The sequence below is a fragment of the Streptomyces sp. NPDC058240 genome, assembly GCF_042882135.1.
In the GTDB taxonomy this organism is placed as follows: domain Bacteria; phylum Actinomycetota; class Actinomycetes; order Streptomycetales; family Streptomycetaceae; genus Streptomyces.
Genome location: NZ_JBHVWT010000006.1, coordinates 121,641 through 136,885, shown reverse-complemented (window position 1 = coordinate 136,885; position 15,245 = coordinate 121,641). Strand labels below are relative to the sequence as shown.

15 protein-coding genes and 1 riboswitch are annotated in these 15,245 nt (G+C 71.9%); of the genes, 5 read left to right on the top strand and 10 right to left on the bottom strand.

The features are described 5' to 3' along the window. Positions 1–138 precede the first annotated feature (138 nt). The 3 genes from ACFVX4_RS14480 (at position 139) to ACFVX4_RS14470 (ending at position 3,491) form a co-directional block, all read left to right on the top strand. On the top strand, positions 139–1,452 hold the full coding sequence (locus tag ACFVX4_RS14480; RefSeq protein WP_389976142.1) for a cytochrome P450: 1,314 nt from the start codon (positions 139–141) through the stop codon (positions 1,450–1,452). Further along, positions 1,449–2,711 (top strand): cytochrome P450, encoded by a 1,263-nt coding sequence (locus ACFVX4_RS14475; protein WP_389976139.1) that lies wholly within the window; start codon positions 1,449–1,451, stop codon positions 2,709–2,711. Before ACFVX4_RS14480 ends, ACFVX4_RS14475 begins: the two co-directional genes overlap by 4 nt. A 214-nt stretch (positions 2,712–2,925) precedes the next feature. Next, a riboswitch (SAM riboswitch) is annotated at positions 2,926–3,035 on the top strand. A gap of 48 nt (positions 3,036–3,083) precedes the next feature. Beyond that, positions 3,084–3,491, top strand: coding sequence for a hypothetical protein (locus tag ACFVX4_RS14470; protein WP_389976137.1), 408 nt, complete (start codon positions 3,084–3,086; stop codon positions 3,489–3,491). A 28-nt stretch (positions 3,492–3,519) separates the two neighbouring features. Here the strand turns inward: ACFVX4_RS14470 and ACFVX4_RS14465 are convergent, their stop codons facing one another. The 6 genes from ACFVX4_RS14465 to xylB form a co-directional block, all read right to left on the bottom strand. Then, complete coding sequence (locus tag ACFVX4_RS14465) at positions 3,520–4,056, bottom strand: DUF4232 domain-containing protein (protein WP_389976134.1); 537 nt, start codon at positions 4,054–4,056, stop codon at positions 3,520–3,522. Positions 4,057–4,250: 194 nt separating this feature from the next. Continuing rightward, a complete protein-coding gene (locus ACFVX4_RS14460) occupies positions 4,251–4,463 on the bottom strand; it encodes a hypothetical protein (protein ID WP_389976131.1) in 213 nt (70 codons plus the stop codon). A 91-nt stretch (positions 4,464–4,554) separates the two neighbouring features. After that, positions 4,555–5,922: a cytochrome P450 gene (locus tag ACFVX4_RS14455; RefSeq protein ID WP_389976128.1), complete on the bottom strand. Its 1,368-nt coding sequence runs from the start codon at positions 5,920–5,922 to the stop codon at positions 4,555–4,557. Between the two features lie 275 nt (positions 5,923–6,197). After that, positions 6,198–7,043: a hypothetical protein gene (locus ACFVX4_RS14450; protein WP_389976473.1), complete on the bottom strand. Its 846-nt coding sequence runs from the start codon at positions 7,041–7,043 to the stop codon at positions 6,198–6,200. A 2-nt stretch (positions 7,044–7,045) separates the two neighbouring features. Then, entirely contained in the window at positions 7,046–8,323 is a 1,278-nt protein-coding gene (locus ACFVX4_RS14445; protein ID WP_385333174.1) for a VWA domain-containing protein, read from the bottom strand. 63 nt (positions 8,324–8,386) lie between these two features. Then, positions 8,387–9,868 (bottom strand): xylulokinase, encoded by a 1,482-nt coding sequence (xylB, locus tag ACFVX4_RS14440; protein ID WP_389976125.1) that lies wholly within the window; start codon positions 9,866–9,868, stop codon positions 8,387–8,389. A gap of 206 nt (positions 9,869–10,074) precedes the next feature. Between xylB and xylA the strand changes: the two genes are divergently transcribed. Further along, a complete protein-coding gene (xylA, locus tag ACFVX4_RS14435; protein WP_389976122.1) occupies positions 10,075–11,244 on the top strand; it encodes a xylose isomerase in 1,170 nt (389 codons plus the stop codon). Positions 11,245–11,326: 82 nt separating this feature from the next. Here xylA and ACFVX4_RS14430 read toward each other — a convergent pair whose 3' ends face one another. The 4 genes from ACFVX4_RS14430 to ACFVX4_RS14415 form a co-directional block, all read right to left on the bottom strand. After that, complete coding sequence (locus tag ACFVX4_RS14430) at positions 11,327–12,580, bottom strand: ROK family protein (protein ID WP_389976120.1); 1,254 nt, start codon at positions 12,578–12,580, stop codon at positions 11,327–11,329. Between the two features lie 137 nt (positions 12,581–12,717). Continuing rightward, positions 12,718–13,398, bottom strand: a complete 681-nt coding sequence (locus tag ACFVX4_RS14425; RefSeq protein WP_389976117.1) for a DUF305 domain-containing protein — start codon at positions 13,396–13,398, stop codon at positions 12,718–12,720. Further along, on the bottom strand, positions 13,395–14,045 hold the full coding sequence (locus tag ACFVX4_RS14420) for a DUF3105 domain-containing protein (protein ID WP_389976114.1): 651 nt from the start codon (positions 14,043–14,045) through the stop codon (positions 13,395–13,397). The genes ACFVX4_RS14425 and ACFVX4_RS14420 overlap by 4 nt, the downstream gene beginning before the upstream one ends. An 86-nt stretch (positions 14,046–14,131) precedes the next feature. Next, positions 14,132–14,554, bottom strand: coding sequence for a hypothetical protein (locus tag ACFVX4_RS14415; RefSeq protein WP_389976112.1), 423 nt, complete (start codon positions 14,552–14,554; stop codon positions 14,132–14,134). 42 nt (positions 14,555–14,596) lie between these two features. Here ACFVX4_RS14415 and ACFVX4_RS14410 point away from each other — a divergent pair, with 42 nt between their 5' ends. Further along, positions 14,597–15,190, top strand: a complete 594-nt coding sequence (locus ACFVX4_RS14410) for a helix-turn-helix domain-containing protein (protein WP_389976109.1) — start codon at positions 14,597–14,599, stop codon at positions 15,188–15,190. Positions 15,191–15,245: the final 55 nt, after the last annotated feature.

The following is a 15,245-nucleotide window of genomic DNA, read 5'->3' as shown; positions in this document are numbered from 1 at the left end:
GGGCTCTTCGGATCGGAAAAGTGGCGAGATTGGTCGTGAATAGTGCCGAAAGGCTCACTGAATATCCCTATAGTGAAGCCGCGTTGATCATCCGACCACCGCAACGAGCGAAGCCTTCGTCACAGGAGATTCCGTACGATGACGACGCCCGCATCCGCGGTGCCCGAGCGCCAGTCCATGTCCCCGCCGCCCGCCGCCGGAGGCTGCCCGGCAGGTGGCGGTACGTCCGCCGTGCCGCTCGGCGGACCCGGGTTCCACACCGAACCCCACGTCGTCTACCGCGCCATGCGGAGCGAACACGGACCTGTCGTACCCGTCGAACTGCCGGGCGGGGTTCCGGCCTGGCTGGTCATCGGCTACCGCGAACTCCACCAGGTCACCAGCGACGGCGAGTTGTTCCCCAGGGACGTCGGGCTGTGGAACCAGTGGGGGAACATCCCCGAGGACTGGCCGCTGCTACCGATGGTCGGCCGCCCGATGCCCTCCATCTACTTCACCGCCGGGGCCGAGCACCGGCGTCACGCCGCGATGGTCGGGCACGCGCTGGAGGAGGTCGAGCACTTCGAACTCCGCATGGCCTGTGAGGAGTTGGCCGACCGGCTCGTCGACGGGTTCTGCGACCGCGGTACGGCGGACCTGGTCGCCGATTTCGCCGTGCCGCTGCCGGTGCTCGTCCTCGCCCGTCTGGTCGGATTCCCCGATGCGGACGGGCCGCGGATCGCCGAGGTGCTCCGGGATCTGGCCGACGGCGGACCGGGCGCGCAGGAGGCCCATCTGCGGTTCGGCGAACACATGCAGCGGCTGCTGGCGGCACGGCGGGCCGCGCCCGGGAACGACGTGGCCTCGCGCATGCTGGCGTACGCCGGTGAGTTCACCGACGAGGAGTACGTACTCGACCTGATGGCCATCACGGCCGCCGGGCACCTCGCCACGGCCGACTGGATCGGCAACTCGCTCCGGCTGATGCTCACCGACGACCAGTTCGCCGTCGCGCTCTCCGGCGGCCGGCACAGCGTCGCCGAAGCCATGAACGAGGTGCTCTGGGAGGAGGGCCCGACGCAGATTCTCGCCGGTCGCTGGGCGGCCCGCGACACCGGGCTGGGAGGCCGGCGCATCCGTGCCGGGGACATGTTGCTGCTGGGCCTGGGCGCCGCCAACGCCGATCCGCACATCCGGCAGCATCTCTCCGCCGCGGGAGGGCCGTCGGGCCAGCGCGGCAACAGCGCGCACCTGGCGTTCAGCCACGGCGAATACCGCTGCCCCTTCCCCGCGCAGGAGATCGCCGAAATCATCGCCCGCACCGGGATCGAGGTGCTGCTCGACCGGCTTCCCGACCTGGAACTGTCCGTGCCCGCACCGGAGTTGGTCCGGCGGCAGTCCGCCTTCCTGCGGGGGATGACCGCGTTGCCCGTCCGCTTCGCCCCCGTGCGCCCGACAGGAGACTTGTCTTGAACTGCCCGCACGCCGCTGCCCGGGAGGCCGCTTCGAGCGGCGGGCCCGTCGTCATCGACCCGCTGGTCCAGGACCTGGACGGTGAGACGGCGCGACTGCGTGACGCCGGTCCGCTCGCCGGGATCGAGCTCCTCGGCGTTCCGGCCCTGACCGTCACCCGGCATGCCCTGGCCCGCCAACTGCTCGTCGATCCCCGCCTGGTGAAGGACCTCGACGCCTGGGGACTCTGGCAGCGCGGCGAGGTCACGCACGAGTGGCCGCTGATCGGCATGATCGACGCCGGGCTTTCCATGTTCACGGTGGACGGTGCCGAGCACCGGCGACTGCGTACCAAGACCTCCCAGGCACTCACGCCGCGCCGGCTGGAGGAGATACGCCCGGACATCGAGAAGTTCACCGAGGAACTGCTCGATGCCCTCGCCGAGCAGGGCGAGAGGAGCGAGAACGGTGTGGTCGACCTCAAGTCCGTCTTCGCCCAGCCGCTGCCGATGCGGGTCGTCGGCATGCTGATGGGCGTGGACGAGGCCGAGCACCCCATGCTGATGCGGCGGTACAAGGCGTTCTTCTCCATGCTCACCCCGCAGGAGGAACGCCTGGCGCTGCTGGCCGAGTTGGACGTCTTCTACGCCGCTCTCGTACGGGAGAGGACCGCGCGCCCGACCGACGACCTCACCAGCGCGCTCATCCTTGCCGAGGAGGGCGGCGAACCGCTCACCGAGGAAGAGGTGGTGGGCAATCTCAAGGCGATGGTGGCCGCCGGTCACGAGACCACCATCGGGCTGATCCTGAACGCCGTACGCGCCCTGCTCACCCACCCCGACCAACTGCGTAGGGTGCTCGACGGCGAGATCCCGTGGGAGACGGTGATCGAGGAGACCCTGCGCTGGGACACCCCCACCACCCATCTGCTGATGCGGTTCGCCACGGAGGACATCCGGATCGGCGACGACGTGATCGCGAAGGGCGAAGGAGTGGTGATCTCCTATCGCGCCATCGGCCGCGACATCGAGCACCACGGTACGGACGCCGACGACTTCGACATCACCCGGCCGACCCCGATCCGCCACATGACCTTCGGTCACGGCCCCCACATCTGCCCCGGGGCGGCGCTCTCCCGGGTCGAGGCCGGGATCGCCCTGCCCGCACTGTTCGCGCGCTTCCCCGGGCTGCGGGCGGCCATCGCGGACGAACAGGTCCGCAAGCTGCCGGTGATGACGCAGAACGACATGGAGGCCTTCCCGGTCCTGCTGCACGGCTGAGAGGCTGTCGGGTGATCTCGGACCGGGCGGCCACGCCCTGGCACGCACGCTTCCCGCGTTGTCGTCGGTCGCCGACGCTCCGCGTCGCCTCCCTCCTCCGCCTTGGAACCGCACGCACCAGACCGCGTCCGCTTTTCCGATCCGAGGTCACCCGACAGCCTCTGAGAACTGACCACCCGTCGGGCACCGTCGCTCGTGGGATACAGTTCTCGCAGGTCATGAGTTCCAGTGCACAGCCCCGGCTAACTGGACGGCACCCCGCTCCGCTGCGGGTGCTCCGGGTGACGACCGGCCTCATGCGCGGCGTATGGGGAACAGCGGACCATCGGGGCAGAGCACCTGGGGTCCATGATCTCGGGAAGGCGGAGAACCATGCTCCCCCACCTCATCCGGAACGACGGCTGCTCCAGCCACGGCCCCGGCCACCACGTCCACTGGATCCATGCCAAGAAGTGCCACCAGGAGCCCGGCCAGGCCGTGGAACTCCTGCTCACCTCCGGTGACGTCGGCGCCGACGGCTGGGTCGGGCTGCGCCCCGCCTTCGACCACGCCGAGGACTTGCCGAAGGTGTGGACGCATGCTCCGGCAGCCCTCACGGAACTGCTCACGGAGCACCGCGGACGGGTGTTCTGGCTGCCGCGGTGGCACGCCCTGAAGCTGGTGGACTCCGCCGGCCGTGCCACCGCCCTGGTCAACGCCGGTTTCGACGGCGGGCCGCTGTGCGCGACGACGGCCCCCGACCCGCGGCGGACGGTCGGCGGCACGTCCTACGGCCTGTAGGACCCGCCCGGCCCGCAGAGCCCGCTCGTCAGCCCAGCGCGTCCGCCAGCGCGCTGTCCGCCGCGGTGCGCGATTCCTGCCACAGGGTGGTCACCGGCACCCACACGTGGACTCCCTCGGGCATGCCCACGGTGGCCGCGCGGAAGGCGACGCCCAGATGGGAGGGGTCCGCCGCCACGGACAGGCTGCCGACGACGTGGCCTTCGGCGGCCGCCGGGTCCGCGGTGCGCACGGCGGCGTACGCCCGCTCGCCGCCGGCCAGTGCGTAGGGTCCGCTCCCGGCGGGCGGGACGGCCTCGGCGGAGCCGTCGAGGCCCCTGAAGGTAATGGTGGGGACCCGGTCCACCACACAGGCCCGGTCGCCGTTGTTGGTGACGCTAAGACGGGCGACGTTCCGCTGTCCGCCGGGTGCGGCGTGCACTTCGAGGTCCTTCTCCTGGCAGGTTCCGAGGCGGCTCGTGGTGTCGGCGGACGCGGCGCCGGTCGTTGCCGACGCCGCGGTGGCGGTCAGTGTCAGGGCGGCTGTGACGGAGAGCGCGGCGGCGAGAGCGGAGCGGAGACGCATGGTGTTTCTCCCGTTGGATCGACAGCCTGCGGAAACGGCCGGGCGGCCCGTCGGCCGGTGGGACCGACATGGACAGTGTGAACCGCATGACCCGATCTCCGCGACAGATCGGACATATCGGTTCGGCATATCTGGTGTCGGGACGGGCCATGTGTCCGGTGCCGGGACGGGGTGCGCGTCCGGACCCGGGAGGGTCACCCGGGTCCTGTCGCGCCGTCCCGCCTCGCGCGACCGCGGGTGCGCAGGACGAAGGCGGTGACCATCAGTGCTCCCGTGACGAGCGCCGCCAGCAGCGCCACGGCCCAGATCCACGCGTCGTGCTCATGGGCCCGACCACCCGTCCGGTCGTGGTGCCTGCGGCTGGTGCCCGGCATCTCGTCGCACGCCGTGCCGAGCAGCACCGGCACGGACGGCGTGCGGCGCCTCGGGCCGCGGCAGCCTACGGGGCGGCCCAGGGGGACCGGCGCCCCCACCGCGCGGCACCCCGCCCCGTGTGCCTCACCGTGTCCGGACCGTCGCCATCACTTCCCGGTCCGGCTGTAGCGTCAGCGACGGCACCGGACCGATGACGCCCGGGTCCACGTCCAGCTCGAAACGGCGCGCCAGCACGGCCAGGATCAGCACTGCCTCCACCATCGCGAACCGGGTGCCCAGGCAGACCCGGGGGCCGCCACCGAACGGGAACCAGGCGTACTCCGCGATGTCGTCGCCCGTCTCCGGATCCCAGCGCTCGGGGCGGAACTCCTCCGGCTCGGGGAACCATCGCGCGTCGCGTTGGGTCACCCATTGGCTGGTCCACACCCGGGTGCCCTCCGGCATCGGCACACCGCCGATCCGCGCACCCTCCTTCGCTACACCGGTGACCAGCCAGATCGTCGGGTAGAGGCGCAGGGTCTCCTTGACCACGGACTGGGTGTACGTCAGCCGCGCGTAGTCGTCGAACTCCGGCTCCCGGTCACCGAGCACCCGCTCCAGTTCCTCGGTGAGCGCGGTACGCACCCGCGGATTGCGGGACAGCAGATACCAGGCCCACACCAGCGTGGAACTGGTCGTCTCGTGCCCGCCGATGTACAGCGTGACCGTCTCGTCGCGTATCTCCTGGTCGGTGAGGTGTGCGCCCGTCTCGTCGACCGCGGTCAACAGCCGGCTCAGCAGGTCGGGGCGCTCGTCCCCGCCATCGCGATGACGGGCGACGACCCGGCCCACCTCGGCGTCGATGACCGCCGCGGCCTTCTTGATCCTGGCCCGGCCGGGAGTCGGCACCCAGTCCGGCAACAGCGCGCCGATACCGGCGAACTCCTTGCCGATCTCCTGCTGCGCCACATCCATCGCCCGGCCCATCGCCTCCGCGTCGGCCGCCGTGTCGACGCCGAAGATGGTGCGCACGGCGATCCGCTGCGTCAGCGCCGCCATCTCCCGTTTGACGTCGATGCGTTCACCGCCCGACCAGGTGTCCGCCAGCTCCACCGTGCTGCTCGCCATCGTCGCCGCGTACGACCGCACCTGCTTGGGCCGTACGGAGGGCTGCACCAGTGACCGCTTCCGTCGCCAGTCCGTGCCGCGGGCGACAACCACGCCGTTGCCCATCACGGTCCGGAAGGCGATGCCCAGTGCCGGTTGGTCGAAGGAGCGTTCCGTCTCGGTGAGCAGCTCGCCTATGCAGTCCGGATCGGCTATGTACACACAGGAGTTGGGGCCGAATCGCCAGCCCACCATGTCCCCGTGGGAGCGCAGCCGCTCGAAGAAGGCGAGAGGGTTCTTCCCGAACTGCGGCAGGCTCCCGAGGAACGGCAGCCCCTTCGGTCCCGGCACGATCCTGTGGCTCCGCGGCTCGGCATCGACGGCCTGGCCGGTCTCCGTGGACATGAAAGTCTCCGCTCCCTTGTGGCGCACCCGATTCGGTGCGCGGCGACCTGACTTCAGCGGTACCGCCCGCCGTGGAACATGTCATCGGCCTTCTGCGGTACGTGAGTTGTCGAGGGTAGTCGCGCGATGCCGCCCCGGGAGCCGGGGCGGGCGGCAGGGTGGCGGAGAAGGAACTGTCCGCCGCCTCCGGACGGGCCCGGGACCCGGCCCGTCCGGAGGTGCGGTCCTGCGGTGTGCCGGGCCCCTGGTCGGAGCCCGTCCCGCGAGGTGCGCGGTCAGACGCCCGGCGGGACCCGGGACGGGCGGCCGCCGCCGCGGGTGAGGGAGTAGCCGAAGAGCGCTGCGAGCGACCCCAGCACCCCGCCGCCGACCGTCCACAGCCAGCGGTCGGTCCACCAGCCCGAGGCCCAGCCGTCCTCGGGCTCACTGCCGAGCGAGACCTTGGACGTCGTGTCGTCGCCCGCGTCCGTCGAGCCGTCCGAGGCCTGCTCGACGGAGGACACGCCGGGGACCAACGGCTTGGCGAGCGTGCCGTCCACATCGCCGGCACCGCCCTGGTCGGCCGCCGTGATCTCGACCTCGGTCTGCACCGGGAGGCCGAGGTCCGCCGACGGCAGATCGACGACCGTGAGGCGTACGTAGTAGCTGCCCGGCAGCGGGTCGTTGGCCCACGGCTCGGACCAGGCACGGACGGTCCGCAGCACACAGGTCAGCTCGACCGTCGACGCGTCGGCCCCGGCCTTGCCGGTCTGGCGGCCGTACATGCAGGCCTGCCGGCGCCGCAGCCCGTCGTACACATCGACCTGCCAGGTCGACGCGCCGTGCCGGGTGGCGCTCTCGGGCAGGGTGATCTTCGCCTTGACGGTGGCCCGCTGGCCCGCGTCGGCGGGGAACACCCAGTACAGGTAGTCACCCGTGGACGCCCCGGCGGTGGCGCGCTGGTTCTGCTGGACGGCCGTCGCCGTACGGAAGGTGGTGCCGGCCTCGGTGGGGCCGGACCCGTCCCCGGAGGCGCTCGGGCTAGGGCTCGCCGACGGGTCGTCGGCCGCCGCGGCGCCCGCCGAAGTGAGCAGGGCGAGCCCGGCGAGCAGCGCGCCCGCGAGTACACGTGTCGTACGCATCATCAGTTGGTCCTCCAGACGGCGACGCGCCAGCGCGAGATCCAGCCGAAGAGCAGTCCCGCGACCAGTCCGGTGAGGACCAGCACGCCCAGCAGCCACCAGCCGCGGCCGAGACCGAACGCGGCGGCATCGGCGGCGTCGTCCGGGCTGTCCACCAGGTCCACGGTCAGCTCGACCGGCATGCCGGGCGAGGTCTTCACCGAGGCGGGGGCCGAGAAGGAGTTGGCGACCTGGAGGCACACGGTCTCGGCGGCCGGCTTGTCGTCGCTGTCCGAGCCGTCCACCTCGGCCTTCGGGTAGCGCAGGCCGGAGGAGATCGCGTCCGTACGGCCGGTGCCCGACTCCGAGCCCCGCACGATCTCCCGGCCGTGCACGGTCAGCGCCCGCAGCAGCACGCCGTAGTCGTTGTTCACGGCACGGTCGGCGAAGACGCTGACCGAGGCGCGCAGTTCCTGACCGGGCAGCACATCGACGCGGTACCAGCGGTGCTCGCCGAACTTCTCGCGGTCGGTGTACAGGCCGGCCTTGAGCTGCGGTGCGGCGGAGCAGCTGTCCGCGCCCTCGGTCGCCACGGGGGTGACCACGGGCTCGGCGGCCCGGTCGACCAACTGCTTGACGCGGCCGGAGAGTTCATCGGTGTGCTGGACCGCTGTGTAGGTGCCGCCGGTGGCCTCCGCGATACAGGTCAGCTGTTCACGGATCTTCGCGTTGGGCACCAGGCCCAGGGTGTCGATGACGAGGTGGATGCCGCGGGCCGCGATGTCACGTGCCACCTCGCACGGGTCGAGCGGGCCGCAGGTGTCCTCGCCGTCACTGATCAGTACGATCCGGCGGGTGGAGTCTCCGCCCTTGAGGTCGTCGGCGGCGCCCAGCAGGGCCGGGCCGATCGGGGTCCAGCCGGTGGGGGCCAGGGTGGCGACCGCGGTCTTCGCCTCGGTGCGGTCCAGCGGGCCGACCGGGTAGAGCTGCTTGGTGTCCTTGCAGCCGACCTTGCGGTCGTTGCCCGGGTAGTCGGCGCCGAGCGTCCGGATGCCGAGCTCCACCTGCTCGGGCACCGCGTCCAGGACCTCGTTGAACGCCTGCTTGGCGGCTGTCATCCGGGACTGGCCGTCGATGTCACGGGTCCGCATGGAGCCGCTGACGTCGAGCACCAGCTCGACCTTGGGGGAGGCTTTGGCGGGGGCTTCGTCGGCGGCGGCGGGGAGCGCCGAACCGAGCCCGGCGGTCAGGGTGGCGAGCAGGATGCCCACCCCGACCGTCAGCCTTTTTCTTATGATCATCGCCGGATAGTAGTGAAGATCGCTTCGCTTCCCCAAACCGGTCCGGGGGCGGCCGTGGAACCGTCAGAAACCGCCGAGCAGTGGGCCGGAGGCTCGCTCCAGCACCGAACCGACCCGTTCCCAGGTGGCCGAGTCCCGCTGGACGGGCGGCAGTTGGGCGCCCTCGCCGGTGCCCCAGTCCGCGGCGATGGCGACCGGGTCGGCGCCGGTGGCCGCAGCCGCGGCCAGGGCGGCGGCGCCCAGAGCCACCGGCTCGCCGCTGCCGGGCACGATCACGGGACGGCCGGAGAGCCGTCGTACCGTCTCCACCCAGGTCCGCCCCTGCGCACCGCCGCCGATCAGGCGCAGCGGCCGGGCGGCCACCTCGGGGGCGGCCGGGTCGAGGCCGCAGGCCCGCAGCAGTTCGTCGAGGGCGCGCAGTACGGTGACGACGGCGCCCTCGTAGGCGGCGCCGAGGAGTTGCCGGGGCGTGGTGTCGTGCCGGAGACCGGTGAGGAGTCCGGAGGCGGTGGGCAGATCGGGGGTGCGTTCGCCGTCGAGGTAAGGGAGGAGCACCGTCTCGCCGCCGGGGGACGTGTCGTCGCGGTCCAGGCCGAGCAGTGCGGCGACCTTGTCCACGGCGAGCGTGCAGTTGAGGGTGCACGCCAGCGGGAGATACGTACCGTCCGCCGCGGCGAAACCGGAGAGCGCCGGTGACGCGGGCCGGGTCCGGGAGGCTGCGAAGACCGTGCCCGAGGTGCCGAGACTGAGGACGGGGTGGTCGAGGAGTCCGGCGCCACCCAGTCCGAGGCCGACGGCGGCGCTCATGTTGTCCCCGGTGCCCGCGGCCACGGCGATCGTGGCGGGCAGGCCGAGCGCGTCGGCCGCTTCGGCGGTCAGCGAGCCGACGCGGGTCGCGCCGGTCCCGGCCACCTCGGGCAGCAACGCGGCGTCCAGGCCGAGGAGTTCGAGGAGCACGGGGTCGTAGGCGCCGGTCGCGGTGGAGTACCAGCCGGTGCCCGAGGCGTCGCCGGGGTCGGTGGCGGCGGTGCCCGCGAGCCGTTCGGTCAGGAAGTCGTGGGGGAGGCGCACGGCCGCGGTCGCGGCGGCGTTGTCCGGCTCGTACTCCCGCAGCCAGCGCCATTTCGACGCGGTGACGGCGGCCACCGGCACCGATCCGGTCCGCGCGGTCCAGGCGTCCGGGCCGCCGAGCGCCTCGCTGAGCGCGGCGGCCTGTGGGGCGGAGCGGGTGTCGTTCCACAGCATCGCGGGGCGCAGCGGGCGGCCCGACCGGTCGAGGACGACCAGTCCGTGCTGCTGCCCGGCGATCGCGATGCCGGTCACGGCCGAGGCGGCGGCTCCGGACTCCTTCAGCCCGGCGGTGACGGCGGCGCGCAGCGCCTGCCACCACACCTCCGGGTCGCTCTCGCGGGCCCCCGCCGTACCGCTGACGACATGCGGTGCGCGGCCGACGGCGAGCAGCCGGCCGCTCGCGGCGTCGACGAAGGCCGCCTTGGTGGACTGGGTGGAACTGTCCACGCCGATGACGACGGTACGCGGTTGCATGGCGCCCTCATTCCTGTGCTGCATGCGGTGCGGGATTTGATCGTGCGCAGAACAAATTACGTCACCGGGTGCCCGCCCGACAGCGGCCCGTGGCGAGGGGTTACGTGCCGGACGCGGTCCGTGCATCATTAGTCATGTCACTGAACAAATAAGGCCCGGGTGCCTCGATCGGTCCTGGGCCCGACGGCACCGAAGGCGGCCAGACGATGACGGAACGCTTCACGCCCACCCCCGACGACAGGTTCACCTTCGGACTCTGGACGGTGGGCTGGCAGGGGCGCGACCCGTTCGGCGACGCGACCCGCGCGCCGATCGACCCGGCCGACTCCGTGCGGCGGCTCGCGGAGCTGGGCGCGTACGGTGTGACCTTCCACGACGACGATCTGATTCCGTTCGGCTCGACGGACACCGAGCGCGAAGGGATCGTGAAGCGGTTCCGGCAGGCGCTGGACGCGGCCGGCCTTGTCGTCCCCATGGCGACGACGAACCTGTTCACCCACCCGGTGTTCAAGGACGGCGCGTTCACCGCCAACGACCGTGACGTACGCCGCTACGCGCTGCGCAAGACCCTCCGCAACATCGACCTCGCCGTCGAGCTGGGCGCCACCACCTACGTCGCCTGGGGCGGCCGCGAGGGCTCCGAGTCCGGCGCCGCCAAGGACATCCGGGTCGCCCTCGACCGCATGAAGGAAGCCTTCGACCTGCTGGGCGACTACGTCACCGAGCAGGGCTACGACCTGAGGTTCGCCATCGAGCCCAAGCCGAACGAGCCGCGCGGCGACATCCTGCTGCCGACCATCGGCCACGCCCTCGCCTTCATCGAGCGCCTGGAACGACCGGAACTGGTCGGCGTCAACCCGGAGACCGGGCACGAGCAGATGGCCGGGCTGAACTTCCCGCACGGCATCGCGCAGGCGCTGTGGGCGGGCAAGCTCTTCCACATCGATCTGAACGGTCAGTCGGGCATCAAGTACGACCAGGACCTGCGCTTCGGCGCGGGCGATCTGCGCCAGGCGTTCTGGCTCGTCGACCTGTTGGAGACGGCCGGCTACGCGGGCCCGCGGCACTTCGACTTCAAGCCGCCGCGGACCGAGGACCACGACGGTGTCTGGGCATCGGCCGCGGGCTGCATGCGCAACTATCTGATCCTCAAGGAGCGCGCCGCCGCGTTCCGCGCCGACCCCGCCGTGCGGGAGGCGCTGCGCGCGTCCCGGCTCGATCAGCTGGCCCGCCCCACCGCCGAGGACGGAGTGGCGGGGCTGCTGGCCGACCCGTCGGCGTTCGAGGAGTTCGACGTGGACGCGGCGGCGGAACGGGGGATGGCGTTCGAAGCCCTGGACCAGCTGGCGATGGACCACCTGCTCGGGGTCCGCTGAGCCCGGGGCACAGGCCCGCGGGGCCACGGCGCCACGGGCCTGTGCGACGGGGCGGCCGGATGTCCGGCCGCCCCGTACCCGTTCACCCGGCCGAACCGGTCGGGTGGCCCGCGTACGCCACCGGGTCGGCCAGCACCTGGGTCAACACCAGCGCCGCGGCGCCCCGTGCCGCGTCACCCGCGACGGACGAGGCGCGCAGCCGCCCGCCCCCCGGGGACCAGAGACCCGACACCACACGGCCGGTCAGCTCCTCGTCGGCGGACGGCGAGAGCCACGGCATCAGGTTCCGGTAGATCCCGCCGAGCACCACGGCATCCGGGTCGAGCAGATTCACCGCCCCGGACAGCACCCGTCCCAGCATCCGGCCTGCCTCCGCGACGGCGGCCACCGCCCGTTCGTCCCCCGCACGGGCGCGCCGTTCCAGCTCGGCCACGCCGGCACCGCCGCCCGACTCCTCGATCCCGGCGGCCCGCAGGAGCGCCGCCTGTCCCGCGTACCGCTCCAGACAACCGCGCGAGCCGCACCGGCACTCCGGCCCTTCGGCGTCCACCACCACGTGCCCGATCTCGCCGGCGAAGCCGTGCGCCCCGCGCAGTAGTTCACCGTCGATGACCAGGGCCCCGCCGACACCGATCTCGCCCGTGAGGTACAGGAAGCTGCGGACCGCGTCGAGCCCGCCGAACCACAGCTCGGCCAGCGCCGCCAGATTGGCCTCGTTCTCCGCACGCACCGGCAGCGCCGCACCGTCTGGACGCTCGGCGGCGAGCGCGGCGGCGAAGAGTTCATCGGCCGGAACCCGGTTCCAGCCCAGGTTGGGCGCCTGGCGCACCGTACCGCCGGAAACCAGGCCGGGCAGCGCGAGTGCCACCCCGACCGGGAACAGCTCCTGCTCGCGCGCCGACTCCAGGGTGCGCGCGGCGATTCCGGCCGCCCGCGCCAGGACCTCCGCGGGCGGTGCGCCGCGGTTGTCGAGGTGCTCGGTGAGCCGCACCCGTCCGGTGCCCGCCAGGTCGACGACGCACACCGACACGTAGTCGATGTTGATCTCCACGCCGAGCCCGGCGGGCCCGGTGCGGGCTACCTTGAGCGCGGTCCCGGGACGGCCCGCCTGTCCGCTGAAGGTCTTGCCGGACTCGGTGAGGAATCCGGTGCCGAGCAACTGCTCGACGAGCGAGGACACCGCGGCCCGGGTCAGTCCCACCCGTGCGGCGACCGCGGCCCTGGTCGCCCCACCCGCCGCCTCGTCGCGGACGGCGCGCAGCACGAGGCTGAGATTGCTCCGGCGCACGGTGTCCTTGTCGGCCTTGGGCCCCAGCGGTGTGACGTTGCTCTTCATGTCGGAGCTGAGCCTATGCGATCCGGCGTACCGGACTTTCGGCCCGTGCGGGTACCGGGGCCGGTCCGGGAACGGTCCGTTCGCGGGGGAGGCGACCCGCCGCGAACGGACCGTCGGGGATTCCGGGCACGCGGTACTCAGCCCGTCGAACCGCGCTCCTTCAGCATGTCCGCCATGAGCGCGATCTCCGACTGCTGGCCCCGCACCATGCCCGCCGCCAGGTTCCTGATCGCATCCGTGTCCGCGGAGTCGGCCGCGGCCTGAGCCATCTCCGCGCCGGCTCGGTGGTGCGAGGTCATCAGCTTCAGGAACAGCACCTCGGCGTCCTTGCCCTTCGCCGCCCGCAGCGCGTCGAGCTCGGTGTCGGTCGCCATGCCGGGCATCAGCGAACCGTCGCCCCTGGGAGTGAAGGTGTGGCCCATCCACTCCATCGGAGGGGCACTGGACGACTTCGCCCGGCCCCACATCTCCAGCCAGCCGAGCATCATGCCCCGCTGATTGGCCTGCGTGTTGATGATGTCGTACGCGAGCCGGCGCACCGCCTCGTCGGACGTGCGGTCCCGGACGATGAACGACATCTCGACCGCCTGCTGATGGTGGATAGACATGTCGCGGGCGAACCCGACGTCGACCGATGTGTCCGAGGGAGCGGCCGCGGCGGAGGCGGAACCCGCGGTGGAGGCGGAGCCCGCGGTGGAGGCGGAGCCCGCGGACGAGGACGGTCGTACGAGCATGAGTACGACCAGGCCCAGCGCCAGCAGCAGCACCGCACCGCCGGCCAGCATCATCGGACGCGAGGAGCGGACCGCGGACGTCACTGGGCGACCCCACCCGTGCAGGCCGCGCCCGGCTCCGGGGTCTGCGGGCCCTGCACGTACTTGGTGAAGAACTGCCCGACGCGCGCGTCGGCGGCGCCGGTCACCGTCACCTGCTTGCCCCAGGCGCTGAGCATGACCGGGGCGGCCTGGTCCTCGACCGGGCTCATCAGCGAGTAGGGCGTCGACTCGACCCGTTCACGGAGCTTCTCCAGGTCGGCCGGCTTCGCCTTGCTCGTGTACGTGACCCAGACCGCGCCGTGCTCCAGGGAGTGGACGGCGTTCTCCTTCGGTATCGCCTTGGTGTAGATGTCGGCGTTGCAGTTCATCCAGATCGGGTTGTGATCGCCGCCGACCGGCGGGTTCATCGGGTAGGCGACCTTCTTGTCGACGTGGTTCTGGGTGAGCTTGTCCCAGGTCCGCTCGCCCTTCACCGGCGAGGCCTTGGCGTCGACCTCGGCCTTTTCCTTGTCGTCGGCGGCGGACATCAGATAGCCGCCGCCCGCGACGAGCGCGGCGACCACGGCGACGGACGCGGTGATGGTGATGATGCGGCTGCGCCGCTCGCGGGCCCGCTCCTTGCGGCGGGCCTCCTCCAGCTTGGCGCGACGTGCGGAGGCAGAGGTGTTCTGCTGCTTGGCGGATGCCATGGAGAGTCCTTGGGTTCAACAAGACCGATGGAGCTGAGGGCATGCGGAGTCCGTTCCTCGGGTGTCCCGGGGAACGGGGCGTGCCTCTAGATCCGTTGAACCTGCAGCCGGAGATGGTCGACTTCCCGCACGGCGTCGTTGGACGGGCCGCGGATCGTGGCCGCGCCGGTGAGCGGGGCGACCGGAGCGGTGGTGGTCGTACCGGGAAGGGCCGCGGGTGCGCTCTGTGCCGGCAGCACGACCGGGGTCGCGTGCTCGGAGGTTCCGTGGCAGGAACTGCCCATGCCCCGGTCCTCGGGGGCGTCGGCCACCACGATCCGCGCGAGCGCCTGGTGCGTGGGTGTCATGGTCCGGACAGCGGCCGCCGGGTGGGTGCCGGAGCCGTGCGCGGACGGGGCCGTGATCGAACAGCACGAGACCATGGCGAGCAGCACGAACAGCCAGCCGAGCACGGCCGACGCGCAGGTGCCCTGCGTCCGTCGGCGCGTCCGTTCGCTCAGCCCGTTCATCCCGTCATCGTACGCGGTGTGTGAAGTTTCAATGAGGGGTGGATGGGGTGGATGTCATGCATGTGCTCCCTCGCACGGCCTTCCGTGCGAGGGAGCACCCGGGCGTGCGGCATTCGGTGGCTACGGGGGTGCTCGGCGCGGCGGGCCGGACTCTCCGTCCCCTTCCTCAGCCAGATCGAGAACGGCCACTCCCGGCCGAGCATGGGTTCCCTCCAGCGGATCGCCGACGCGCTCGGCACGAGCGCGGTCCAGCTGCTGTCCACGGCCGAGGTGCCCCGGCCCGTCGACGTGGTGCGCCGCACCTCCGCCGCCGTACGGGAGACCGGGGCGGAGGGCGAGGGCGAGGGCCGGATGCGCCCACTGGTCCGGGGCCATCAACGGCTGCACGCCCTGGAGTTCACCGGTGCGCACGACTGGGGGTGGGAGTTCCGGCACCGCAACGACGAGATCCTGTACGTGGCCGACGGCTCGGTGGAGGTCGAGGCGGACGGCAACTTCTACCGTCTCGAACAGGGCGACGCGCTCTACTGCGCGGGCGGCCTCGTCCACCGGTGGCGGCCCATCGAACCGGACACCAGGGTCCTCGTGGTCGGCATCGCCGACCACGTCCAGGCGACCGACGAGCAGGTGGGCTGACGGACCGGTCGGCCGGCCGGACGGCGTGTGCGACCGGTGTGAAATGCGGCCCTGG

Excerpts from the sequence above, each read along its gene's own strand:
- ACFVX4_RS14470 (WP_389976137.1), top strand. The coding sequence starts at position 3,084 with ATGCTCCCCCACCTCATCCGGAACGACGGCTGCTCCAGCCACGGCCCC.
- ACFVX4_RS14455 (WP_389976128.1), bottom strand. The coding sequence starts at position 5,922 with ATGTCCACGGAGACCGGCCAGGCCGTCGATGCCGAGCCGCGGAGCCAC.
- ACFVX4_RS14415 (WP_389976112.1), bottom strand. The coding sequence starts at position 14,554 with ATGAACGGGCTGAGCGAACGGACGCGCCGACGGACGCAGGGCACCTGC.
- ACFVX4_RS14445 (WP_385333174.1), bottom strand. The coding sequence starts at position 8,323 with ATGATCATAAGAAAAAGGCTGACGGTCGGGGTGGGCATCCTGCTCGCC.
- xylA (WP_389976122.1), top strand. The coding sequence starts at position 10,075 with ATGACGGAACGCTTCACGCCCACCCCCGACGACAGGTTCACCTTCGGA.
- xylB (WP_389976125.1), bottom strand. The coding sequence starts at position 9,868 with ATGCAACCGCGTACCGTCGTCATCGGCGTGGACAGTTCCACCCAGTCC.
- ACFVX4_RS14420 (WP_389976114.1), bottom strand. The coding sequence starts at position 14,045 with ATGGCATCCGCCAAGCAGCAGAACACCTCTGCCTCCGCACGTCGCGCC.
- ACFVX4_RS14465 (WP_389976134.1), bottom strand. The coding sequence starts at position 4,056 with ATGCGTCTCCGCTCCGCTCTCGCCGCCGCGCTCTCCGTCACAGCCGCC.
- ACFVX4_RS14450 (WP_389976473.1), bottom strand. The coding sequence starts at position 7,043 with ATGCGTACGACACGTGTACTCGCGGGCGCGCTGCTCGCCGGGCTCGCC.
- ACFVX4_RS14410 (WP_389976109.1), top strand. The coding sequence starts at position 14,597 with ATGGGGTGGATGTCATGCATGTGCTCCCTCGCACGGCCTTCCGTGCGA.
- ACFVX4_RS14480 (WP_389976142.1), top strand. The coding sequence starts at position 139 with ATGACGACGCCCGCATCCGCGGTGCCCGAGCGCCAGTCCATGTCCCCG.
- ACFVX4_RS14430 (WP_389976120.1), bottom strand. The coding sequence starts at position 12,580 with ATGAAGAGCAACGTCACACCGCTGGGGCCCAAGGCCGACAAGGACACC.